Here is a 23,132-nt window from a genome sequence, read left to right on the forward strand (position 1 = left end):
GCGCGCCCATGAGCTCAACCCGAGCATTGAAACCGTGCTGGTGGACGGTGCCGGACACCAGGTGCGCGGCACCCGCCCCGTGGGATACTACGCGGCGGTGGAGTCCTGGCTGGCGCGCCTGCTGGGCCGCTGAAAACACGAAATCATGCGACTGCGCTGCTGGCTTTGGCAGCGGCGCCCAACTGCGGCAGGGGATCTCTGACCGAGGCTGCGGCCTCGCCTCCGCGCCCCAGCTGCTCTTCGCGGCGCGGCACCCAAGCACCCATCCGCCGCGATTGTCGGCACATATGCCAGACGAATCCCGCCCGCAGCACCTACCATCGGGTAGCAAGCGCCGACGACGAGGTCGTGCGCCTCACCAGCCTTCGGCTCCTGACGCCGAGAGGCCCAGGAGACACACATGCAGACGCAAAACGTCACCCGCGCCCGCCCAAAGCGCCCCAAGTCCACACACCCCAAGGCTGAGCCCCTGAACACCAGGCAAAAAATCGGCCTAGTGCTGGCAGTTATCGCCTTCGTCACGCCACTAGTGGTGGACGTGCCCGGATTGGAAGACCTAGGCGAACGGATGCTGGCAGTCTTCCTGCTGGCCATCGTGCTGTGGGTCTCCGAGGCCATCCCCCTGGTGGCCACCGCAATGCTCGTGATCGGCCTGGAGGTTTTACTGATCTCCGACCAGGCGCTGCTGGCCGTACCTAAAGACGCCACGCCCTACAGCAAGTTCCTCGGTGCCCTGGCAAACCCCGTGATCATCCTGTTCCTAGGGGGATTCTTTATTGCCGACGGCGCCGCCAAATACCATCTGGACAAAAACCTGGCCGCCGTGCTCATCCGGCCATTCACAGGCTCCGCCCGCCGCACCGTCCTAGGCTTGATGGTTATCACCGCCCTGCTGAGCATGTTCATGTCCAACACGGCGACCACCGCAACCATGTTCGCCGTCGTTATCCCGATCCTGGCGGCTGTGCCAGAAGGCAAACCCCGCGCCGGTATCGCCTTATCCATCCCGGTGGCCGCCAATGTGGGCGGCATCGGCACGCCGGTAGGCACACCCCCTAATGCCATCGCCTTGCAGGCACTAGCTGGCCGGGGCTACCACGTGTCCTTCGCCAGTTGGATGGTGATGGCGGTGCCACTAATGCTGGTGGTGTTGCTGGGGGCTTGGCTGCTGCTGTCACTGTTGTTCATTCCCCAGGGCCTGGGGGTGGACCTGGAGATGACGACTAACTGGCACACCGACCGGCAGGCAGTCACCTTCTACGTGATCGCCGCCCTGACGATCCTGCTGTGGATGACTGAAGCCCTGCATGGGATGAGCGCCAATGTGGTCGGCTTCCTGGCGGTGGTGGCCCTCCTGGTGACTCGCGTTATGGGTGGGGAAGACATTGCCAAACTCTCCTGGCCAGTGCTGTGGCTTGTGGCCGGGGGTATTGCCCTGGGGCAAGGCGTGGCCGCCTCCAAACTGGATGCATGGATCCTCAGCCTGATCAACTGGGAGGCGCTGCCAGCCATGGCGGTGATCTTGGTGATGGGGGCCTTGGGGCTGGGCATGTCCAATGTCATTAGCCACTCCGCTGCCGCTAACCTCCTCATCCCCCTAGCCATGGGCTTGGCTACCGGAATCCAAGGGCTTGAGCCGGTGACTATCGCCGTGGTGCTGGCCCTGGCCTGCTCGCTGGGCATGAGCCTGCCAATTTCCACGCCGCCCAACGCCATCGCCTACGCCACCGGTGAAGTTGCCACCAACGACATGGCCAAGGTTGGGGTGGTTATTGGGCTGGCGGGCACCGCCCTGCTGGTGCTGGTGATGCCGCCCTTATGGTCCGCTTTGGGGCTGCTATGAGCACCGCAGCGTCGTCAGGCCCATCCCCTGAGGTGCAGGCCGAAGGGCGCGCCAGACTGGTGGTCGCAGTGGTCTCCTCCGCCTCCCTGGGCAGTCAAGCTGCCCATGAGGTGGACTCTGGTGTGGGACAAATCGCGCAGGTGGTGCGGATGCGCTCCCTGGCTGAGCTGGTAGCTCGCGCTTCCCGGCAAGATGAGCCCGCCATGGGCACCGTCGCCCTCATCATCGTCACCGATGAGGTAGGCAATCTTGACGACGTCGCCGCCCTGGTGGCCCAAAGCCCCGCCCTGGCCTCCGCCCGCCTAATCCTGCTGACCGAACGCACAGACCTGCAGGACCTAGGCCGCGCCATCGACGACGAACTAGTGCGCGAGGTGGTGGCCGTGCCCTGGACCCCCGGGGCGATCGGAGAGCGGGCCGCCGCCCAAACCTGGCGCTGGATGCAGGAGCACCTGTCCGAGGAGGAACTACGCCGTCAGGCAGTGGCGGAGGACGCCGACCCCGACGAGCACCTGTCTCCCCTGCTTAGCGCCCTCAGCCACAGCACCGATGCGCTCACCAGAGAGTTCATCGCCGCCTGCGAGCAGGTGCTAGGGCCCCGCCCCCGCCTGCACCTGCCCGCCGGCGTGCGGTTAACCCACCAAGGGCAGGCGGTGGCCGGTGTTTACATCGTCATCAACGGGGCCGTGGCGCTCACCCGCGAGACCCGTGTGGGTGAAGTGACCCTGCACCATGCCACCACTGGCCGCATTATTGGCTTGGTTGCCTTGGCCTCCCAGGGGCGCGCCTCCGTCACCTCCACCACCACCACCGACGTCGAGCTAATCCTCTTATCCATTGAGCAACTGGACCGCTCACTGCGGGAAAACCCCGTAACCGAACAAACCCTGGCCGCACTGCTGATCGGATCCCTAACCACCCGCCTAGCCCGCTCCGAAATCCTCCAGGTGGAGAAGATCGAGCTGGTATCCGCCCTGGAAGAAGAACGCAAGCAGGCCACCATGGCGCTGGCTGCCCTAGAGCAAGCCCGCCTGGAGTTGCTGGCGCAGGAGCGTTTCGCAACCTTGGGTGAGTTGGCCGCCGGCGTTGCCCACGAACTCAACAACCCCGTGGCGGCCCTAGAAGGCGCCAATAAACACCTGCGCCGTGACCTTTCCGCACTGCTCGCCCGCCACCCCGACGGCGAACTCATCAACACCACGGCCGCTGCCGCCCGCACCCGCCCAGCGGCCTCCACCCGGCAGGAACGCGCAGACCGGCGCGCCCTGGAAGCCGTGGTGGGTGACCGCGAACTGGCCCGGCGCCTGGTGACCCTAGGGATAGGTGCCCACACCGACCCCGCAGAAGTGCGGGCCCTGGCAGCCAATGAAGACCGCCTGTCAGTAGCCCTGCTGGCCGCCTCCATTGGCCGTGAGGCCCGCAACGCCACCTTGGCCACTGATCGCATCCGGGGGCTGGTTTCCTCCCTATCTGCCTACGTCCGCCCCGAGGGTGAGATGAGTCAGGACGTTGATGTGCGCGAGGTCTTAGAAGACTCGCTGCGCCTGACCGCCCACCGCCTTCACGGCGTCGAACTGGTACGCGAATACGAGGAAGTGCCCACCGTGCCAGGGCGCTCCGGGGAGCTTGCCCAGGTGTGGACCAATATTTTGTCCAACGCCGCTGACGCGCTCGCGGCTCGCACGGCGAAGGAGCCCACAGGAACCTGCCAGCCCTGCGTGCACCTGCGGGCCCTGCGGCAAGGCGAGGCGGTGCGGGTGGAGGTGGAGGACAACGGGCCCGGAATCGATCCGGCTGTGCTGCCACATATCTTTGAGCCCCGCTTCACCACCAAGCATGGGCAGGTGCGTTTTGGGTTGGGCTTAGGCATGGGCCTGGCCAAGAGCGTGGTGGACTCTCACGGGGGCACCATTGAGGTGGTCTCGCAGCCGGGCCGCACTTGTGTGACCGTAGTGCTGCAGACCACCGCCCCTAAGGCCCCCGGCCGCGGCCGGTCCAAAGCAGTTCCAAGGGCTGAACAGCCACCAGATAAGGAGGAGCCATGAAGCTGACCATCCTGGTTGTGGAAGATGAGCCGGAGGTGCGTGACGCCGTGGTGGGGGACCTGGAGGTTTTTTCATCCACAGTGCGCATTGAGCCAGCTGAGGATGTTGATGACGCCTGGGAGGTGGTCGAGGAGGTGATTGACGACGGCGACCTGTTGGCGCTGGTTCTGGCTGACCACCGCCTGCCGGGGCGCAGCGGCGTCGACATGTTGGTGGAGATGACTGGGGATGAGCGCACTGTTGCGGCAGGCAAAGTGCTGGTAACCGGGCAGGCCGACCAGGCAGACACAATCCGAGCCGTCAACCAGGCGGGTCTGGACCACTACATTGCCAAGCCCTGGGACCCCGCTGATCTCCAAGACACTGTGCGCACTCAGCTGACGGACTATGTGCTGGCGGAGGGCCTAGACCCCCTGCCGCATCTGCGCGCCCTGGACGGCGCACGCGCGCTGGAGGTCATCCACGGGACCGACTAGGCGGGGCATCCGACCCTCGGTAAGGGCACGCAGCCGGGTGGTATGGGAGGATCGGCCTATGACCGCCCTAACTAAGCCTTCGCGCCCCGTGGTTCCAGACGTCCCCTCGCCCCGCAGCCAGGGGGAGTCGATTGCCACGGTGCTGGCCATGCTGTCTGTGGCAGCCGTGGGACTTTATTTTGTGCGCACCCTGGTGGGACCGGCGTTCTTAGCGCTGACGCTAGTCATCACGGTGCGGCCAATGGTCACCTGGATGGTGCGCCACCGCGTGCCCCGGGCTTTGGCGGCAACGGTGGCGCTTACCGCCATCTACGCCTTTGTGGTGGCGATGTTCGTGGCTATGGGTGTGGCGATTGCGCAGCTGGTAGACACGCTGCCGGACTATTCGAACAAATTTGAAGGGCTTTGGAAGCAGGCCCTGGGGTTGCTGGCCAAGATGGGCGTGGACCAGAACACGCTGATGAAGCAGTTCAGCTCCATGATCGACACCCAAAAAGTGGTTTCTGTGGCCCAGGAATTGCTCGGGCAGATCTCCTCTGCGGGCTCCATGCTGACACTGCTGGCCTTGACCATTGCCTTCATCATCTTTGACACCTCGCGCATTGAGGGGCGCACTGCCGCCTTGGTGGAGCTTAAGCCGGGGCTGGCTACAGCGCTGGCGGACTTTGCTGTGTCCGTCCGCTCCTACTGGATGGTGTCCACGGTTTTCGGTTTGATCGTTGCGGCCATCAACTGGGTGTCCTTGTGGTGGCTTGACGTGCCGATGGCGATGACCTGGGCGCTGGTTGCCTTTATCACCAACTACATCCCCAATATCGGCTTTGTGATTGGCGTGATCCCGCCGACCATCTTGGCGCTGGTTGACTCCGGGCCGTGGACAGCACTGTGGGTGGTGGTGACCTATGCGGTGGCGAACTTCGTGATCCAGTCGATTATTCAGCCGAAGTTCACGGGCGACGCCGTCGGCCTGAATATGACCACCACCTTCTTGTCCCTGGTGCTGTGGTCCACGGTGATTGGCGCCCTGGGCACGATCCTCGCGGTGCCGCTCACCCTGTTCGCCAAGGCTGTGCTTATTGACTCCGACCCGCGGGCAGCCTGGGTGAGGTTGTTCCTCTCCGCGGGGGATTCCCTGGACTTGGAGCCAGATTCTGAGCCCGCAGAGTTGGCGTCACGCGACCTGGATGGCGACGACGTCGAGGGCTTGGATCCGGCTGAGCGCAAGCAGGTGGAGGGTGTGGCTCGTGAGGCTGCCCGCACTGCTGCGGCAGCGGCCACCGGAAAGGCGCTGCCACCGCGGTAGCCCAGTGCTGGAGTGGGCGCCAGAACTAGGGTGTCAGTGGCGGCAAACCCTCTGAGAGGCTGCCTGTTTTCCCTGCAACTCCAACAAATGTTGATTTAGGCATCCCCTAAATCAACATGGTTTGGCGTTTTTGGGGGAAACGTGATGATTTAGCTCGCGGGCCGGGCCTCAGGCGCCAAGCGGTAGGCGGTTGAACGGCCAGAGCCCACACGGCGTAACTGACGGCGTTCCGTCATAGCGACTAAGGCCTTTTGGGCGGTGCCTCGAGAGATTCCAGCCAAGCGCATCAGATCTCCAGTGCTGATTGTCTCGAAGGCATGACACCAAGCCAGTGCTGTGCTGATGCAGTCCTCCAGTGTGGTGGAGGCGTAAGGCAGCACTTCGGCGAACCAAGGGGACTGTCTGGCAGGTCGCACCGTCTCGCGCGCGATCGGTCCTAGTAGCCAGGCATTGTTGTGCTTCTCAATCAATGGGGTGCTGCCAACTGTGCACTGCCCGGTGGCTCGTAAAGCCGCTTCCGCGCCCTCTTGGTCTGTTTGCAGGGCCTGGGCAACAGAGGTAGCGGTCACAAAGGCGGAACGCAGTAACTGGTCAATTATGACGGCCACCCTGGTGTCCCGCTGTCTTGGCAGAGGGCGGATCTCTTTGAACAGTTCAGCAACAGGCAAGATCGGATCCCCACCACGCAAAGTGCACACTACATGTGGTCCAGACTCTTCCACGATGCTGGGTGGGCGGTGACCTAAGGGAATCATGGCGGCATACATGCGATCCACCCCTAAGCCTTGCTTCTCCACTAGTGACAGGGCCCGGAATAAGTCGGCCAGGGCGGGGTAACGGGCGTGCCGGTTGCTCAGGACGTTGGAGGCGTCGATTCCGCCAGTGAACCCTCCTGGGCTGCGCACAATGAGTGCAGAGTCCAAGGTGATCCACCTGACCTCGGTGGGTTCCGGGGAGTTCCAGTCGCGGTGGATCACGCCATTGAGGATCGCTTCGCGAATGGCGCTTGGAGGGACTTTGCGTTGTGGCGTCAGGGAAAAGCGTTCTGAGGGTTGGGCTGAGTACTCGTTGAGGCTAGCCAGTGCCTGTTCTATGACATTTACCTGCTCCAGCAAAGACAGCTCTGGTGCTGGGGTGATGCGGTTGGTTACCGAACCGCCGAAGACGTCAAGCACGGTTAGTTCCAGCAAGGTGGCATGGGCTGGAGTGAGTGTGAGTCGGGCGGCTTGGGATAGATGATCGTCAGACCTGAGGGCTGCGATTTGGCGCAGTAGGTCCCGGTTAGTTTGTGTGGTTTCCGCGTTCAGGCTGGCGCGGACCAGGGTCATTGCCGCAGGGGTGACATCCTTGATAGTGAGCGACGAGGTGTCGGCCATGGAGTCATGGTTCTGCGCCTGCTCGCGGTGCAGCCACCACTCTGTTCGATCCACTGGGCGGCAAGAATCCCCGACCCTCCAGCGCAAGCGGTCGTGGGTGTCGGGGACCGGCTCGCGTGACTCCGCTACATAGAGGACCAGCAGCCGTTGGCCTCCTACGTGGTGTTCTTCGATTGCAGGGGCGACGTCGATGGCTTGGTGGATGCGTTGGCGAAGCCAGTCCAGGTTCAGTTCTGTACCAAGAATGACGCCGGAGCCATCCTCCACCCCCAGTATCAGTGCGCCCCCACCGGGAGAGTTGGCCATGCACGCGACTTCATCGGCCAGTTTGGTAGCTGCTGCTGGATTCTCGGTGCTTCCTGGCTCCAAGCTGGTGCCGTTGCGTCTGCCAGCTTCCTCCTTGAAGTCAATGCTGGCTGACTCCGAGTGTGAGGTTAGGACTCCGGCAACCTCTGAAGCCAGAATCCTTGAGACTTCCTGGCGCAGCTGGTCTCTGCGGTCCAAGCCAGTAAGAGCCACGTTATCCCCCGCGATCGCAACGAATGTTGATTTAGCATACCCCTAAATCAACACGGTTTGGCGTTTTTGGGGGAAACGTGATGATTTAGCTCGCGGGCCGGGCCTCAGGCGCGCCCGTAGCGGCCCTGGTAGACGCAATCGAAGGGGGCCTGGCCGTGCATGCGGTTTTCGATCGCGGAGACCACCACTTCCTTAGCGGTGCGTGCAGCCTCCAAAGGCGTCGCCCCCTTGGCCAGCTCCGCAGTGATCGCCGCAGCCAGAGTGCAGCCCGCCCCGGAGACGCGCTCCTCACCAATGGCCGGGACCTCCAGGACCTCCAGGTTGGTGCCGTCGTAGAAGACATCCAGAGCGGTGCCGGTGCCCAGCAGCGTGCCGGCCTTTGCCAGCACGTTGGGGACGCCCTGGTTGTGGATGCGCTTGGCGGCGTCCTTGAGTTGGGCCAGCGTGTTGATCTCCTGGACGCCAGCGAGAATCTGCGTCTCGAAGAGGTTTGGGGTGGCAATGGTGGCCAAGGGCAGCACCTGCTCGCGCAAGGCATTGTCGATGTCCAGGGCGGCCCCTGGCTCCTGGCCCTTGCAGATCAGCACCGGATCCACCACGACCTGGCTCAGTTGGTGCTTCCGCAAAGCCTGCGCCACGGTCTCAATGGTGGGGATGGTGCCGAGCATGCCGATCTTCACGGCGTCGATCTGCCCATGCACGCCGACGGCGGCCTCGATTTGGTCGGCAATGATCTGTGGCTCGATAGGCACAAAGCGGTGGTCGAAGCCCTGCTTGGGGTCAAAAGAGACGATGCAGGTAAGAGAGACGCAGCCGAAGACGCCGAGCTGTGTGAAGGTTTTGAGGTCCGTCTGGGCGCCCGCTCCGCCGGAGGCTTCTGAGCCGGCGATGGCGAGGGTGATGGGGGTGTGCTGTGTGGCCATACGCCAACTCTGCCCCGCTGGTGGCAGTGCCGCCAAGCGTTTCCTTGCGCGGTGTGGGCGGAGTGAGTTCGCAGCCCGGCTCAAACCACAGTAACTGCTATTTACTGCTAATTTGGGCTAAATTAGCAGTAAATAGCAGTTACTCTGTCCTTTAGGAGAGCAGCATGAAGACCCCAGTTCCGCCGCCCGCTCCCCGGGCTGAGCTGCTCAGAAATCTGGCAGACCGAGGGATGCTGGCGCGGGTCCTGGCTGAGCCAGGACTGTCTGTTGACCAGGGTTACCACCCCTGGGAGTGGTTCTTCCGGCACGAGTCCCCCAAAGGCTTTACCCGTGAAGATTGGTGGGCGGCAGTACGGATCGCCAGAGCGCAAAACGCCAGGTCGACCCCCTTCACGATGAAGGACGGAACGCCCCTGACCTACAACCTTCCAGACCCACTGTTGCGTCTCATTGATGACGTCTCCGCCCGGGCTCGTGGGCAGGTTCAAGTGGCGGAACCGGTTGCAAATACAGCTAATCGCGACGCCTACCTGGTGCGCTCCCTAGTGGAGGAAGCGATCACCTCCTCCCAGTTGGAAGGAGCCTCCACCTCACGAGTGCGAGCCAAGGAGATGCTGCGAGAAGGTCGGGCTCCACGAGACCGCAGCGAGAGGATGATTGCCAATAACTACCAGGCCATGCAGCGCATAGCCGATCTGAAGAATGAGGCGCTCACGCCTGACCTGGTGCGTGAGGTTCACCGGATCGTCACTGACGGCACTTTGGATGATCCCGCTGACGCTGGCAGACTCCAGGTTCCGGGCGACAGTCGGGTGAGGGTGTATGGCACCATCACCGAGGAGCAAGTGCTCCATGTGCCACCTGCTGCGGTAGAACTGCCTGAACGGCTAGAAGGACTCTGTGCCTTTGCTAATGCGGTAGATGAGGTTTCTAGCAAAGGCACCTATATGCCTCCTTTGCTGCGGGCCATCACCCTCCACTTCATGATGGGTTACGACCACTACTTCGCTGATGGCAACGGCAGGACTTCGCGGGCCGTCTTCTATTGGTCCATGCTCCACCAAGGCTTCTTCCTGACGGAGTTCCTCTCGATCTCCAGGCTGCTGCGCAAGGCCCCAGCTCAGTACGCCCGCAGTTTCCTGCTCACTGAGCAAGATGAAGGGGACCTGACCTACTTTTTCCTGGCGCAGGCCCAGGTGATAGCCAAAGCAATTGACGAACTGGATACATATCTAGCGGACAAGTCCAGAAGAGTCCGTGAAGCAGCGCGGCTCCTGTGTGATCTGGGCCTTAATCACCGGCAGGTGGTGGTGGTCGAGTCCTTCCTGCGGGACCCGGGCGCTAGTGCCACAGTCGAGAGTCACCGGGCAGCCTTCGGCGTCGTACCGCAAACTGCCCGCACAGACCTGCGTGACCTGGAGGATCGTGGTCTGCTGCGCAGTAACCGGCTTGGCAGGCGAGTGGTGTGGTTCCCGGCGCCGGACCTTGGCGGCAAAGTGAGGGCTTGAGGGATTGTCTTCTGCTATTTACTGCTAATTTAGGCTAAATTAGCAGTAAATAGCAGTTAGGTGGTAGGCAGAGCGGCCAGCTGAGAGCCCGCGCTGTCTACGACGCCACCTACTAGACGGGCCAAGCTGCAGGCCAAAGTTGCGTCGGATTCCACGAACCTCTCCCACCTGGCCTGCCGATCCGTCACTATGGATACATGACTGTGATGCGCAACACCGAGCCCATGCCTGCTGCCCCCGCCTGGGGAACCCGGCTACCAGGAGCCGTGCGCGACGCCGTCGACGCCGCGCTCGCCCACACCCCCACCGCTTCCACCAATGCCAGCAGCGGGCCCACCAACCCGGTCGCCACCAACCTGGACGCCACCGCCCGCGAACTCCTCCACGCCCGCATCGAACGCTGGTACCCAGACCTCGCCGACGGCCTATCCACCCTCTACGGCGAACCCGCCGCCACCCAAGCCGCCAAAACCATCCTCGCGGCCGCCACCCACGCTTACGCCAGCCGCGACCCCGAGCTGCGACGCCTAGACCTGACCCGCAGCCTGGACCCCAACTGGGCGCAGAACCCCAGCCGCATCGGCTATGCCGCCTACACCGAACGCTTCGCCACCAACCTGCGCGGGGTTGCGGAACGCATCCCCTACCTGCGTGAACTCGGCATCAGCTACCTGCACCTCATGCCCCTATTCACCCCCCGCCCCGGAGACTCCGACGGCGGCTACGCCATAGCCGACTACACCACCATCCGCCCCGACCTAGGCAGCCTGGCAGACCTGACCCACCTCACCACCGCCCTGCGCCACAACGGCATCAGCCTGAGCCTGGACCTAGTCCTCAACCACGTCGCCCGCGAGCACGAGTGGGCCCACCGCGCCCGCACCGGCGAGGAACGCTACCGCCGCTACTTCCACATCTTCCCCGACCGCACCGAACCGGACGAGTACGAGGCCACCCTGCCCGAGGTCTTACCAGACTCCGCCCCCGGCAACTTCACCTGGGACGCTGAAGCCCACGGCTGGGTGTGGACCACCTTCAACTCCTTCCAGTGGGACCTGAACTGGCGCAACCCCGACGTCATGGACGAGTTCGTGCGCATCGTCCTAGACCTGGCCAACCGCGGCGTGGAGGTGCTGCGCCTAGACGGCCTGCCCTTCACCATCAAACGCAAAGGCACCGACTGCCAAGGTGAACCCGAAGTCCACGCCATCACCCAGGTGCTCAAAGCCCTCACCCGCATAGCCTGCCCCGCCGTCGCCCTAGAAACCGACGCCGACGCCGTGCCCGCCGAACTACTCCAGTACCTCGGCCAAGGCCGCTACACCGGGAAAACCGCCGACCTCGCCCAGCACAACCCACTCATGGTGCAAATCTGGTCCATGCTCGCCAGCCGCAGCGTGGTCTTGGGTGCCCAGGCCCTGCGTGCGCTCCCGGAGGCGCCACCCACCGCCACCTGGATCACCCGCCTGCGCTGTCACGACGAAATCCGCTGGGCCATCCGAGACGCCGACGCCGAGGCCGCAGGCCTAAATGGCTACTGGCACCGCGTCTTCCTAGCCGACTGGTACCGCGGCGTCTACCCCATGAGCGACGCCCGCGGCCTAGTCTTCCAGCGCAACCCCCACAACAGTGACAGCCGCATTGCCGGCACCGCCGCCAGCCTGATCGGCATCGAGGCGGCCGCCGAGGCGCTCGCGGGCCTGGGCGACGAGACCCCCGCCTGGCGGGAAGAAGAACTGTGCAACTGGTACGAGCAGCGGCTCAACGCCCTGCGCCTGGCCTACGCCATCGTCTACGGCTGGGGCGGAATCCCAGTCCTGTGGAGCGGTGACGAGCTGGGGCAGTTCAATGACCCCAACTGGGACACTGAGCCGGGGCACGAATCCGACTGCCGCTGGGCTGGACGCCCCGTGCTCAACCAGACCGCCATGGCGGAGCGGCACGACGCCGGGACCGTAGCCGGGCGGGTATTTGGAGAGCTCGCGCATCTGGGCCGGGTGCGCGCCAGCCTGCCCCAACTCAGCGCAGAGGTGCGCACCCAGGTAGCACCAGTGGACGACGAAGGCGTGCTGGTCACCTACCGTGACCACCCGCGCGGCAGCTTTGTGGGCGTGTACAACGTGACCGGCCAGTGGCGCTCTGTGCCTGCAGCCCGCCTCGCCGAGTACGGGGTGTTGGGGGCTGTGGACGTGCTTACCGACACCGTGCCCTCCGGCTCCACCACCTTGGAGGGGGCTGGTGATGGGCTGGTGCCCGTGCCGCCCTTCGCCGCCTGGTGGCTGGTGCGGCCCACAGACTGAGTGGGCCGGCTGCAGGTGCTGGGCTGCGGGGCGGCATCATAGAGGGATGACCACCGTGCCCGCCGCGCCTTTTGTGCCTGCCTTCGACAGCACCGACGAGGCTGCTAGCGCCCAGAACCCAGCTGTCGGCAGTACGACCGGCCAGACTGGCCCTGGACTGGCTCCCACCGGTCAGGCTGCCGACGTCGCGGCGGCCGAAGGTCTAGCCCCGGCGCGCCTCGCTGCAGACAAGCTGGGCCTAGATGGTCAAGTCATGGACGACTTGGCTCCCGCAGCAGCCGCCACGAGCAGCACTGCCCGCGACGTCACCCCGGCGGACCTGGTCGCCGGGGAGGTGCCAGCCCAGGAAGCAGCCCGACCGCTGAGCGTCTTCGACCTCATGCGCGTGGGCATTGGGCCCTCCTCCTCCCACACCGTTGGCCCCATGCGCGCCGGGCGAGCCTTTGCCGCCGTACTCGCCCAAGCCGTGCGTCACAGCGAAGCCCCTGCACCGCTTGCTGGTGGACCAGCGTCGCCTGATAGCGCGGCTTCGCCCGCTAACCCGGCTCCGCCCGCCGTTCCGGAATCATCCGCTGAGGTCTCACCCACACCTCTGGTTCCACCCACCGCACCAGCTTCACCCACCGCCTCGGCAACTCCACCTACCCCAACGCTTAGCGGTACCTGCTGCGGGCCCGTCGCCCGCATCAGCATTGAACTCTTCGGTTCCCTGGGGGCCACCGGTCGCGGCCACGCCACCGACCGCGCCGTCGTCATGGGGCTGGCCGGATACGCCCCCGAGACCGTACCCACCGACGTCTGCACCACCCTCCTGGAGCAGACCGCCAACACCGGCCAACTGCAGGTCGACGGCGTCGGCCCCGTGCCCTTCACCGCCAGTGACATCCGCTTCCTACCCGGCCGCGTCCTGCCCTACCACGTCAACGCCCTCACCCTTACCGCCTACCGTGGCGACGGCACCCAACTGGCCCGCCGCACCTACTACTCGGTGGGAGGCGGCTTCGTCATGGAAGACACAGGCAGCCCCAGCCAGCCTGCCGTCCACGCCCTAGCAACCGCCGCAGCCACTCGTGCCCACGCCCAAGCTGCCCCCTACCCCTTCACCAGCGGCGCCACCCTCCTGGACCTCTGCGCCCGCACTGGCATGCGCGTTTCCGACCTGGTGCGCGCTAATGAATGCTCGGCCCGCCCTGAGACTGAGGTGGACGCCTACCTGGACCTGCTGCACCGCACCATGCGCGAGTGCATCGACGCGGGTCTAGCCACCGACGGCGTCCTGCCTGGCGGGCTAGGCGTACGCCGCCGCGCCAAGGCCCTGCACGAGCGCCTCTTATCCCGCGCCACCGGGCCCGACGCGGCTTTCGCCCAAGCCGACCCGCTGCGCGGCATGGACTGGGTAGACCTGTTTGCGTTGGCGGTCAACGAGGAAAACGCTGCCGGGCGTCGGGTGGTCACTGCCCCCACTAACGGGGCAGCCGGGGTGTTGCCTGCCGTGCTCGCCTACTACGAGCGCTTTATCCCCGGAGCTGACCGCGCCGGTGTGCATCGCTTCCTGCTGGCGGCAACAGCCGTGGGCGGCCTCATCAAGACCAATGCCTCAATTGCCGGGGCGGAGGTTGGCTGCCAGGGTGAGGTGGGGTCGGCTTCGTCTATGGCAGCTGCTGGCTTGGCCGAGGCCCTGGGTGGGACGCCTGCGCAGGTGGAGAATGCCGCCGAGATCGCCATGGAGCACAATTTGGGGCTCACTTGCGATCCGGTGGGCGGGCTAGTGCAGATCCCCTGTATTGAGCGCAATGCGGTGGCTGCGGTGAAGGCGATCAACGCGGCGCGTATGGCGCTGTGGGGGGAGGGGCGCCACGCCGTCAGCCTGGACGCGGTCATTGAAACCATGCGGCAGACCGGGCAAGACATGCTCTCCAAGTACAAGGAGACCGCTACGGGTGGGCTGGCCGTGAACGTGGTGGAGTGCTGAATGCAGCTGTTCAGGTTGGTAAGTGTCCCGAAATGCAGCACTTTGATTTGCGCGGCTGCTCAGCTGCGCGCAGATTTGGCGTGATTCCAACGAGCTGCCAGCTCGGGTTCTAGGCTCGCAGCTTCAAAGTACTGCAATCTGTGCCACGTTGGCCCGGAGAGTGCCGGGCGTTTACTGGTCCCGCCAGAGAAAACCGAGTTCGCCCAGGTGGGCTTCCACCGCGTCAAGCGTGGCCTCATCTGCGGCCTCAATGGTGTGCGTGTGCCAGCCGTTGGTGAGTTCAGCCAGGGTGGTGGACACCGGCATGCGCTTGCAGAAGGCGGCGATATCTGTGTGCGAGCGGATTTGGAGGTCCACGGTGATTTGCCCGTAGAGGCGGTGCTCCACGGAGGCGTCTAAGACGGCGGCCCCCGCGTCGATTATGGCTTCTAGTTCGGTGGCTACTTGCTCGCGGCTGTGGCGCACGTGGATGGAGCGGCGTGGGCGTTCGGTGGGGCGGGCTAGCAGGTAGCCGCGGTTGGTGGCGAGCACTGGGGTGCCGGAGGCGCGCAGGAGGGCGATGTCGCCCACGATTACCTGGCGGGAGACGCCTAGGTCTTGGCCCAGACGCCCGGCGGACAGCGGTTTGGTGGCGGATTCCAGACGACGACGGATGCAGTTGCGGCGGCTGTCAGCGTCCACGGCGGCGGCCCTTTCTGGAAGACAGGCGGTGGTTTTGGAGTGATTGTCTCTTACGGGTGGGTTGGTGGGGGAGAAGGTGGGGCGGGGTGCGACACGCCGAGGGTGCACAGATGCGGGTGGCAATTTGGTCAACTTTGTCCCCAGGTGGTGGATAGGGGTGGCGGTTGGGTGGGGTGGGGCCTGGGGAGTGTGCAGGAGTTCGTGTCAGTGGTCCGGGAGACCATGATTCTGCGGGTTGTGCAGGGTTGCTCCCGTGGCCCCGGTGGTGACGTCGGGGTGGTGTCCACACCCCGTCCACATGGGCGGTCGGGGTTGTCCACAGGAGGGGAGGGCGCTATGCACAGTTTGGTGGCAGACACATCATCTTGGGGTGCTGGCGGGCAACCACCACTAGGGGTAGTGTCTTTTCTCGCGAGGGTGATTTGCCCTCCCTGGAACTACATCCATGTGGTTCCGGAGTCTGAAGGTATAGCCTCGCGGCTGGGTCAAACACTTGGCCGCGACTCCCCGGAAGGGACTGACATGACCATCACCGTCTACAGCAAGCCCAACTGCGTGCAGTGCTCGGCCACCTACCGTGCCCTGGACAAGGCTGGACTGTCCTACGAGACGGTGGATATCTCGATGGACGCTGAAGCCCTCGAGCAGGTCAAGTCCTTGGGATACGCCCAGGCTCCGGTGGTTATGGCCGGCGGGGATCACTGGTCTGGTTTCCGCCCGGACAAGATCAAGGCCGTTGTCGCCGCCGTTGAGGCCGTCGCGATCTGAGTCTGTGGAGCTGCGTCGTGGCTCTCGCCTCAGACGGACCTTTCGTCGTCTACTTCTCCTCCACCTCGGAGAACACACACCGCTTCGCCACCAAGTTGGGCTTCCGTAGCGCACGCATCCCGATGCTGCCACGCGAGGAGCCTCTGGTGGTGGACCAGCCCTACGTGCTGCTTGTGCCCACCTATGGCGGTGGCAACACGCGTGGAGCCGTGCCCAAGCAGGTCATCAAGTTCCTGAACAATGAGCACAACCGGATGCTTTGCCGGGCCGTGATCTCCTCTGGGAACACAAACTTTGGCGAGGCCTACTGCATTGCCGGGGACATCGTCTCCGCCAAGCTGGGCGTCCCGCATATGTACAAGTACGAGCTGCTGGGTACGCCCACTGACGTGGAGCGGGTCAAGCAAGGATTGGATGAGTTTTGGCAGACACTCTGACGGACACTGGGTCCGAGACAGTCCCCCCGGAACTGGATTACCACGCCCTCAATGCGAAGCTGAACCTCTACGACGCCAACGGCAAGATTCAGTTTCAGGCGGACCACGACGCCGCTCGGCAGTATTTCCTGCAGCACGTCAACAAGAACACCGTTTTCTTCCACGACCTGGAGGAGAAGCTCGAGTACCTGGTTGAGGAGGGCTACTACGAGCAGCGCGTGCTGGACTTGTACTCCCCAGAGTTCATCAAGTCCGCCTTCAAATCCGCCTATGCCCACAAGTTCCGCTTTGAGACCTTCCTGGGTGCCTTCAAGTACTACACCTCGTACACCCTCAAGACCTTCGATGGTCAGCGCTACCTGGAGCGCTTTGAGGACCGCGTAACCATGGTGGCCTTGGCTCTCGGTGATGGTGATGAGGCCCTGGCGATGGACCTGATCGAGGAGATCATGACCGGGCGTTTCCAGCCCGCCACCCCCACTTTCCTCAATGAGGGCAAGGCGCAGCGCGGTGAGCCGGTCTCCTGCTTCCTGGTGCGCATTGAGGACAATATGGAGTCCATTGCGCGCGGCATTAACTCTGCCCTGCAGCTGTCTAAGCGCGGTGGTGGCGTGGCTCTGCTGCTGACTAACCTGCGAGAGATGGGCGCCCCCATCAAACGCATCCAGAACCAGTCCAGCGGCGTAATTCCGGTTATGAAGTTGCTGGAGGACTCCTTCTCCTACGCCAACCAACTCGGGGCGCGTCAGGGCGCCGGTGCTGTGTACCTGCATGCCCACCACCCGGACATCCTGCGTTTCTTGGACACCAAGCGGGAGAACGCTGACGAGAAGATTCGCATCAAGACTCTCTCCCTGGGCGTGGTCATCCCGGATATTACTTTCGAGTTGGCCAAGAAGAACGAGGACATGTACCTCTTCAGCCCCTACGACGTCGAGCGTTTCTACGGGGTGCCTTTTGCGGATATTTCCGTGACGGAGAAGTACCGGGAGATGGTGGACAACCCTGCCATTAAGAAGAAGAAGATTAATGCCCGCGAGTTCTTCCAGACCTTGGCTGAGCTGCAGTTCGAGTCCGGCTACCCGTACATCATGTTTGAGGACACGGTTAACCGGGCGAACCCGATTAAGGGCAAGGTGATTATGTCCAACCTGTGCTCAGAGATCTTGCAGGTTTCTGAGGCCAGCGAGCTCAACGAGGACTTGACCTACAAGCACATTGGCAAGGATATTTCCTGCAACCTGGGGTCATTGAATATTGCCAAGACGATGGACTCTCCGGACTTCGCCCGCACTATTCGTACAGCGGTGAGGGGTCTGACCGCCGTCTCTGACCAGACTTCCCTGCCTTCTGCCCCCTCTATTGACCGCGGCAACCGTGAATCCCACGCAATTGGTCTGGGCCAGATGAACCTGCACGGTTATTTGGCTCGGGAGCGGGTGTTCTACGGTTCGGAGGAGGCGCTGGACTTCACCAATGTGTACTTTGCCAGCGTGCTTTTCCAGGCGCTGACGGCGTCTAATGAGCTGGCTGTGGAGCGCGGCGAGAGCTTTGTGGGCTTTGAGGATTCCAAGTACGCCACTGGAGAGTTCTTCGAGAAGTACATGACGCAGGACTTTGTGCCAGTAACGGCGCGCGTCAAGGAGCTATTTGCTAAGTCCTCGGTGCACGTGCCTACACGCGCTGACTGGGCTGAGTTGGCGGAGAAGATCAAGAAGACTGGGCTTTACAACCGCAATTTGCAGGCGGTCCCGCCCACCGGTTCGATCTCCTACATTAACAACTCCACCTCCTCGATCCACCCGATTGTATCCAAGGTGGAGATTCGCAAGGAGGGCAAGATTGGGCGCGTCTACTACCCGGCTGCCTACATGACCAATGACAACCTGGAGTACTACCAGGACGCTTATGAGATCGGCCCAGAGAAAATTATTGACACCTACGCCGTGGCCACTCAGCACGTGGATCAGGGCCTGAGCCTGACTCTGTTCTTCCCAGACACAGCCACGACGCGTGACGTGAACAAAGCCCAGATTTACGCCTGGCGTAAGGGGATCAAGACGATCTACTACATCCGGCTGCGCCAAGCCGCGCTGGAGGGCACCGAAGTCCAGGGCTGCGTGTCCTGCATGTTGTGAGTGTCTGAGCAGTAAGCAGAGCGTGGGGCTGGACTGAGTTATCTCAGTCCAGCCCCACGTTATGTAGTTGCCAAGGCTAGTTATCTCCTCTCGGACCTTAGTTATCTCATAACTGAGGGTGCTTATGTGATAACTAGGTGCAGTTAGCGCATAAGACGCTCCAGGGGGTCCTCAGGCCGTCGGGAACCGGTAGCGGGTCCCTCTGTGTTTCCCGATTCTTTCGGCGAGCCCACGTCTAACGAGCTCGCCGAGCTCAGCGCGAGCGGTCGTTGAGTCAACCTGGGCAAATTGTCGATAGTCGCTGTTTGAGAGCTCCGCCCCCGAACGCATCCTGAGCAGGGCTTCCTTCTGTCCGGCAGATAGGCCTGCGAGATCAAGGGAGCCTAGCCAGGCCAGGTCCTTGTAGGTGTGAAGCGCATGGTTGGGGAAGCGCACGGTGAAACGCACGCCGTTGTCTGTGAAGCGCGGCGGCTCAAGGCCAGCTTCGGCAAGTGCTTGGCGGGTTGCCCGAATGCCGGTGCCCATGGCCTCGATCACTCGGTCACCCGCACCCCCGACGTGTCGGCAGATCGTGTAGAGAAACTCATTTACAGCACTCTTACCATCTGGGGTTCCAAGCTGGTCGACCGATAAGCCCCACAGGCCGCCGGGGCTGGTCAGAACTAGGCCCGAATCAGTTAGGCGTAGCTCTACAGCGCGACCTGCCGTTGCCTCTGACAGGTCACGGTGGACCAGGGCGTTTGCCACAACTTCGCGGACTGCCACTAGGGGGATGGCGAAGGTGGTCTGTGAGCGTCCATCCCTGGAGACGACCAGGGTGCTGCCGATGTTCTGTGACACCCACTCGACGGCGCCGTCGAGAATCTGTGGCAGTGCTCCGGTGAAATCCTTGCGGTTGCGACCCCGCTCGCCTTTTGCTTCTGCCTGCTTCGAGACAATGGCTGCGGTGAGGCTTAGGTGCGGAAGATGCTGTTGTGGGTAGGTGCCCAAGGCATAAAGTCCAGCGACTGTCGCTTCTCCGCTGTCTGTGATGGCGTTGAGGCGGAGCAGGATTTCCGCATCGGTGCAGGCTCTAAGTGCTGGGGTTGTCTGTCTGACGGAGATTGCGAAGTCTTTGACGGCCTGGTCATCTAGGTCGGCCCGAGACGTGCCAGGCACGGGTTCACGGTCATCGCGCGGGCGGTTATGCCGCCGTAGCAACTGCTGCTGTTCTTGGAGTGACATTGTGTAATCGCCGTCGTACTGCCGGATATACGCCTTGCCGTTCCAGGTGCAAGGCTTCTGGTTAACCGGCGCCTCGGAGACGTTGAGTGCAGCCACTTCGCGGGAGTCAAGGGTCAGGACGCGGACGTCCACTGTCAGCGGCACGCTCAACCCGCTGCGAGCCTGATTGGTGGCGCGTTCAGCGGTGTCGTGTGCATTGTCGAGGCCGACCACCGGGGCGTCGCCGCGCTCGTTGACGCCCAGAAGGACCGAGCCGCCCCCAGGCAGGTTGCCGAAGGCGCAAAGCGTTGGCCCCAGACTCTTAGCTGAGTACTCAGAGAAGGTCTTGACCTCTAGGTCCAGGCAGTCGCCACCTTCGAGAGAGAGCCTCGCGAGCGCCTCCTGGAGCTCGTTGGTTGTCGTGATCATGGATCGATTATCTCTCAAGAGGGGTTGTTATCTCAATAAGTTGGGTAGTTATCTATGTCCACACTCTAGTTATCTCATAACAAGGGATAGTTATCTCATAACTGCGGTCAGTTATCTCAATCAAGGTGGAAGTTAGGTGCGTTGGAGGGTGGGGGCTGGGATCGGCGGGTTGTGAGCGACGACGCCGTAGACTGGGGGAGCGCCAAGGCTCGCGTCCGGCATCTAGCTGGGCGTGATCGCCTGCTTCATTGAGGGTATGTGGTGCGGTCGAATGGGGCGCCCGAGCTGTTGCCGCCACTAGGTGGCACTTCACTCAGACCGCTTCCGCGAGGGGTCCTATCAATCGGATCTACTATGTAGTGTGCTTGAAAGGGGTAGGGAAAGACTTGCGCACTCGGTGATCTAGGCCTAGCATCTCTGTTTGTAATCGATCCGGCCTATCTCGACGAGGAGATCTCATGTCTGCCGTACACGTCATCACTCTTAAGCACCTTCAAGCAGCCTGCAGCCCGGGCGGCGCCAGTGTTCTGACCTCCGTAACCAAACTCGAGCCAGCGGCTGGCCCACACGCCTCCGTCGCCCCTGCGAAGTTCAGCGCCCGCGGGAACTCGGTCTTCGCCTACGAGCGCCGCTTCTACGACGGCGCCCCGGTCAACGTAGTCCTAATTGATTCCAAGCAGTCGCAGAACAACCGCGGTGAGGCGGCGATCGCCACGGCTATCGCCGATGGAGACCCAATCCTCTCGCGCATCCCCCGCATCGAACTCGTCTTCCCGGATGGTGCGAGCTTCACGGACCTGGACCTGCCTCACCGTGCCTTTGATGGCCAGATCAGGGCTGGCGCGATAAACGGGAAGTCAGTGACGGCGGCGCCTGAGTACCGGAGCCTTCGGGATGCCACAGTCACCCACGCGCGCCCACTGCTCGAGCGCAGCCCCATGACACTGCTGCTGGGTGGCTGGGATGCCTCCCGTAAGAGTCACCAGGGCCGTTACCGCAGCATCCTGGTGGGCGAGATCATCGGCATTCTTGCTGACCAGGAGGGTGCTGCCGAGGTCAACCAGTCGAAGCGCGGTGGTGCCCGGATCGACCCCCTAGGCATGCACATCGACCTGCCGGACAAACAGCGCAAGGCGATCGCTGATGCGCAGAAGGCTGAGCTATCCCGTAAGACCTACGACGGTGCCGTCGGCCCGAAAGGCAAACCCTCCAACCTTGGTCTGGGGGGAATCCCACCGATGCTTGAACAGCTCGGCGGCGTCAGCTGCCGGGAGATTATCCGCTCGCATGTGCTCAGCTTCGCGGCTCTGCGCGCCCTGCGCTTCGACTCCGTCACGCCACAGGGTGACGTCGCCTGCCGGATGGTGCTCGCTGCCCTCGCGCTGAACGCCCTGGCACGCTCTGACGCCGAGTTGCTCCTACGCGCAAACTGCGACCTGGTTGAGGCAGGCCCCGCCGTCGTGACCCTGGACAAGCGCTATGGCGAGAAGGAGGAGTTCTCCCCCCTCACAATCGAGCAGGCCCAGGAACTCCTCAGTGAGGCCATCGCTTATGCGGAGAAGGAAGCAGGGCTGGTGTGGGACGGTTCCGTACTCAGGGTTGACGGAAACCCTGACGTTCAGGAGGCGGCGGGCGACGCTGACCGTGACGAGGACGCCTGATGACAAGCGTCGGCATCACCGCGAGATTTCCGCTGGGGGTGTACCACGGGCATGCAGCAGACGGCAGCGCCGACTCATTCCCGACGCCGTTGCGCCTGTTTTCCGCCCTGGTTAACTCGGCTTACACAGGCACAACCACTGGCCCCGATGGCGCCTTGTCAGCAGCGACCTTGGAAGCGCTGAACTGGCTGGAAAACAACCCGCCAAGGGGCTTGTACCTGCCACCAAGCAGTCCTGTTAATCCAAGTCAAACTAGCAGGGTCGCCTACCGCAAGACCGGCACCATAGAAAAGAAACAACCGAAGATCGCCCCCAAGATGATCTCCGATGGCATTGCCCTGGCAGGCAAATTCGGTTGGATTTGGGAAGAGATGCCGGACTCCGTAAGAGAAATCCTGGCCCGCCTCTGTGAAGATGTTCCTTGCCTTGGTGAGATGGACAGTCCGGTCGTGTTGGAGGTGAGCAAGGCCGAGCCGAACTGGACCTGGCTGCCAGAAGCCACGGCCTTCACCCCCGGTGGACGGCGCGTGCCCGTGCCTGCTGTTGGGCGCCGGGCCGTGTTGGAGGCTTTGCACCAAGATTCTCGGCCACGCAAGGCACCGACAGAGAGCGCTGACCGCTTAGGTGAGACCAGCGACGCCGTCAGGCCATTTCCTGTGTCCATAGAGTGCACACGAGTGCTTCACTACGCGCCCAGGGGCCTGGAACGTCCAAGCATGGGCTCACCTTGGAGTGATGTGCTTGTATTCCGCACTGAGGCAGGCGCGGGTGTGCTTCCTGCCGAGCAGCGGCTTGATTGGTGTGTCGGCTTCCACCGCGCGCTAGTTAGTCGGATTGGTGACGGGACGCCGTCCGTCATCACTGGTCGCTACCCGACTGACCGCTCAGTGCCAGCAAACCGCGTAGCTATTCAGTATCTTCCGGAGAGCTTGCTCTCTCTGTCGAATATCAAGCTGGATCATCCGGCACCAGGCGTCTTCTTGGTGATGATTCCAAGTGACATCAGCACGGATGACCTGAATGTCCTTATTGCGGCTCTAGCAGGCATGACCTACGTGACCTCGCGTTGGGGAAGGCTGCGCCTGCGGCGCCACGATGAGTTGGTCCTGACATCAGAGTTCTGGCATGCCCCGGCTGCGGGGGCGGTGCGCTTGTGGTCCCCAACGCCCGTCGCCGTGCCAGAGGTGACTCGACAAAAAGGCCCATGGACCTTTGAGGACGCCATTTTGCTGTCCCTTGGTTTTGTCTGGCGGGACCGGCTTGAGCCGGTGGGCAAAGGCACGCAGGGGTACCGGTCCCTGGTTAAACAGGTTAGGGAGCGTGGCGCCGGGGTGAGTTGGTATCGCCGGACTGTCAAGAGCCCGTCCTCGTATGCGCACCGCATGCCCGAAGGCATGGTCGCCCAGCCATATACGGCTGTGCTGAGTTCTGGGGAGCTCACGGGCAACCAGGAACTTGTGGCAATCGGACAGAGCCGACACCTGGGCGGTGGGTTGCTCGCGCCGGTAGACCTGCCCGCAGAACTAGCTGAATCCCTGAAGAGGTGAGGA

Annotated in this window: 16 protein-coding genes; 12 read left to right on the plus strand and 4 right to left on the minus strand. The window is 63.0% G+C overall.

The window, feature by feature from the left end:
* Positions 1-400: 400 nt before the first annotated feature.
* The 4 genes from DR039_RS10710 to DR039_RS10725 are packed head-to-tail and all read left to right on the plus strand — an operon-like array spanning position 401 to position 5,667.
* On the plus strand, positions 401-1,843 hold the full coding sequence (locus DR039_RS10710; RefSeq protein ID WP_111837364.1) for an SLC13 family permease: 1,443 nt from the start codon (positions 401-403) through the stop codon (positions 1,841-1,843).
* Positions 1,840-3,888, plus strand: a complete 2,049-nt coding sequence (locus DR039_RS10715) for an ATP-binding protein (RefSeq protein ID WP_170166937.1) — start codon at positions 1,840-1,842, stop codon at positions 3,886-3,888. The genes DR039_RS10710 and DR039_RS10715 overlap by 4 nt, the downstream gene beginning before the upstream one ends.
* Positions 3,885-4,364, plus strand: a complete 480-nt coding sequence (locus tag DR039_RS10720) for a response regulator (RefSeq protein WP_111837366.1) — start codon at positions 3,885-3,887, stop codon at positions 4,362-4,364. Before DR039_RS10715 ends, DR039_RS10720 begins: the two co-directional genes overlap by 4 nt.
* 58 nt (positions 4,365-4,422) lie before the next feature.
* Positions 4,423-5,667: an AI-2E family transporter gene (locus tag DR039_RS10725; protein ID WP_111837367.1), complete on the plus strand. Its 1,245-nt coding sequence runs from the start codon at positions 4,423-4,425 to the stop codon at positions 5,665-5,667.
* A 149-nt stretch (positions 5,668-5,816) separates the two neighbouring features.
* On the opposite strand, the gene DR039_RS10730 is transcribed toward DR039_RS10725, so the two are convergent.
* Together DR039_RS10730 and DR039_RS10735 are read right to left on the minus strand one after the other, a co-directional pair.
* Positions 5,817-7,547: a DUF5635 domain-containing protein gene (locus tag DR039_RS10730; RefSeq protein ID WP_229116959.1), complete on the minus strand. Its 1,731-nt coding sequence runs from the start codon at positions 7,545-7,547 to the stop codon at positions 5,817-5,819.
* A gap of 119 nt (positions 7,548-7,666) precedes the next feature.
* Complete coding sequence (locus DR039_RS10735) at positions 7,667-8,485, minus strand: hydroxymethylpyrimidine/phosphomethylpyrimidine kinase (RefSeq protein WP_111837369.1); 819 nt, start codon at positions 8,483-8,485, stop codon at positions 7,667-7,669.
* 164 nt (positions 8,486-8,649) lie between these two features.
* Between DR039_RS10735 and DR039_RS10740 the strand changes: the two genes are divergently transcribed.
* From DR039_RS10740 to DR039_RS10750, 3 genes are all read left to right on the plus strand, one after another.
* The gene (locus DR039_RS10740) at positions 8,650-9,993 is read left to right on the plus strand and encodes a Fic family protein (protein WP_111837370.1); all 1,344 of its coding nucleotides are present in this window, start codon (positions 8,650-8,652) and stop codon (positions 9,991-9,993) included.
* Positions 9,994-10,190: 197 nt separating this feature from the next.
* A complete protein-coding gene (locus tag DR039_RS10745) occupies positions 10,191-12,293 on the plus strand; it encodes an alpha-amylase family glycosyl hydrolase (RefSeq protein ID WP_111837371.1) in 2,103 nt (700 codons plus the stop codon).
* A 253-nt stretch (positions 12,294-12,546) separates the two neighbouring features.
* Positions 12,547-14,265, plus strand: a complete 1,719-nt coding sequence (locus tag DR039_RS10750; protein ID WP_111837412.1) for an L-serine ammonia-lyase — start codon at positions 12,547-12,549, stop codon at positions 14,263-14,265.
* Between the two features lie 171 nt (positions 14,266-14,436).
* On the opposite strand, the gene DR039_RS10755 is transcribed toward DR039_RS10750, so the two are convergent.
* Complete coding sequence (locus DR039_RS10755) at positions 14,437-14,946, minus strand: transcription repressor NadR (protein WP_111837372.1); 510 nt, start codon at positions 14,944-14,946, stop codon at positions 14,437-14,439.
* A gap of 522 nt (positions 14,947-15,468) precedes the next feature.
* Between DR039_RS10755 and nrdH the strand changes: the two genes are divergently transcribed.
* Genes nrdH through nrdE form a run of 3 tightly spaced genes read left to right on the plus strand, consistent with a single transcriptional unit; the run spans position 15,469 to position 18,289 of the window.
* Positions 15,469-15,714: a glutaredoxin-like protein NrdH gene (nrdH, locus tag DR039_RS10760; protein WP_111837373.1), complete on the plus strand. Its 246-nt coding sequence runs from the start codon at positions 15,469-15,471 to the stop codon at positions 15,712-15,714.
* A 17-nt stretch (positions 15,715-15,731) separates the two neighbouring features.
* On the plus strand, positions 15,732-16,151 hold the full coding sequence (nrdI, locus tag DR039_RS10765) for a class Ib ribonucleoside-diphosphate reductase assembly flavoprotein NrdI (RefSeq protein ID WP_111837374.1): 420 nt from the start codon (positions 15,732-15,734) through the stop codon (positions 16,149-16,151).
* Complete coding sequence (nrdE, locus tag DR039_RS10770; protein ID WP_111837375.1) at positions 16,136-18,289, plus strand: class 1b ribonucleoside-diphosphate reductase subunit alpha; 2,154 nt, start codon at positions 16,136-16,138, stop codon at positions 18,287-18,289. Before nrdI ends, nrdE begins: the two co-directional genes overlap by 16 nt.
* Positions 18,290-18,460: 171 nt before the next feature.
* Here the strand turns inward: nrdE and DR039_RS10775 are convergent, their stop codons facing one another.
* Positions 18,461-19,921: an RNA-binding domain-containing protein gene (locus DR039_RS10775; RefSeq protein ID WP_111837376.1), complete on the minus strand. Its 1,461-nt coding sequence runs from the start codon at positions 19,919-19,921 to the stop codon at positions 18,461-18,463.
* A 458-nt stretch (positions 19,922-20,379) separates the two neighbouring features.
* Here DR039_RS10775 and cas7g point away from each other — a divergent pair, with 458 nt between their 5' ends.
* Both cas7g and csb2 read left to right on the plus strand, forming a co-directional pair.
* Positions 20,380-21,582: a type I-G CRISPR-associated RAMP protein Csb1/Cas7g gene (cas7g, locus tag DR039_RS10780; protein ID WP_111837377.1), complete on the plus strand. Its 1,203-nt coding sequence runs from the start codon at positions 20,380-20,382 to the stop codon at positions 21,580-21,582.
* Positions 21,582-23,129, plus strand: coding sequence for a type I-G CRISPR-associated protein Csb2 (csb2, locus tag DR039_RS10785; RefSeq protein ID WP_111837378.1), 1,548 nt, complete (start codon positions 21,582-21,584; stop codon positions 23,127-23,129). Before cas7g ends, csb2 begins: the two co-directional genes overlap by 1 nt.
* The last annotated feature ends 3 nt before the right edge of the window (positions 23,130-23,132 follow it).

The organism is Actinomyces bovis (assembly GCF_900444995.1).
In the GTDB taxonomy this organism is placed as follows: Bacteria; Actinomycetota; Actinomycetes; order Actinomycetales; family Actinomycetaceae; genus Actinomyces; species Actinomyces bovis.

Excerpts from the sequence above, each read along its gene's own strand:
- DR039_RS10710 (WP_111837364.1), top strand. The coding sequence starts at position 401 with ATGCAGACGCAAAACGTCACCCGCGCCCGCCCAAAGCGCCCCAAGTCC.
- DR039_RS10715 (WP_170166937.1), top strand. The coding sequence starts at position 1,840 with ATGAGCACCGCAGCGTCGTCAGGCCCATCCCCTGAGGTGCAGGCCGAA.
- DR039_RS10720 (WP_111837366.1), top strand. The coding sequence starts at position 3,885 with ATGAAGCTGACCATCCTGGTTGTGGAAGATGAGCCGGAGGTGCGTGAC.
- DR039_RS10725 (WP_111837367.1), top strand. The coding sequence starts at position 4,423 with ATGACCGCCCTAACTAAGCCTTCGCGCCCCGTGGTTCCAGACGTCCCC.
- DR039_RS10735 (WP_111837369.1), bottom strand. The coding sequence starts at position 8,485 with ATGGCCACACAGCACACCCCCATCACCCTCGCCATCGCCGGCTCAGAA.
- DR039_RS10740 (WP_111837370.1), top strand. The coding sequence starts at position 8,650 with ATGAAGACCCCAGTTCCGCCGCCCGCTCCCCGGGCTGAGCTGCTCAGA.
- DR039_RS10745 (WP_111837371.1), top strand. The coding sequence starts at position 10,191 with ATGACTGTGATGCGCAACACCGAGCCCATGCCTGCTGCCCCCGCCTGG.
- DR039_RS10750 (WP_111837412.1), top strand. The coding sequence starts at position 12,547 with ATGGACGACTTGGCTCCCGCAGCAGCCGCCACGAGCAGCACTGCCCGC.
- nrdH (WP_111837373.1), top strand. The coding sequence starts at position 15,469 with ATGACCATCACCGTCTACAGCAAGCCCAACTGCGTGCAGTGCTCGGCC.
- DR039_RS10775 (WP_111837376.1), bottom strand. The coding sequence starts at position 19,921 with ATGATCACGACAACCAACGAGCTCCAGGAGGCGCTCGCGAGGCTCTCT.
- cas7g (WP_111837377.1), top strand. The coding sequence starts at position 20,380 with ATGTCTGCCGTACACGTCATCACTCTTAAGCACCTTCAAGCAGCCTGC.
- csb2 (WP_111837378.1), top strand. The coding sequence starts at position 21,582 with ATGACAAGCGTCGGCATCACCGCGAGATTTCCGCTGGGGGTGTACCAC.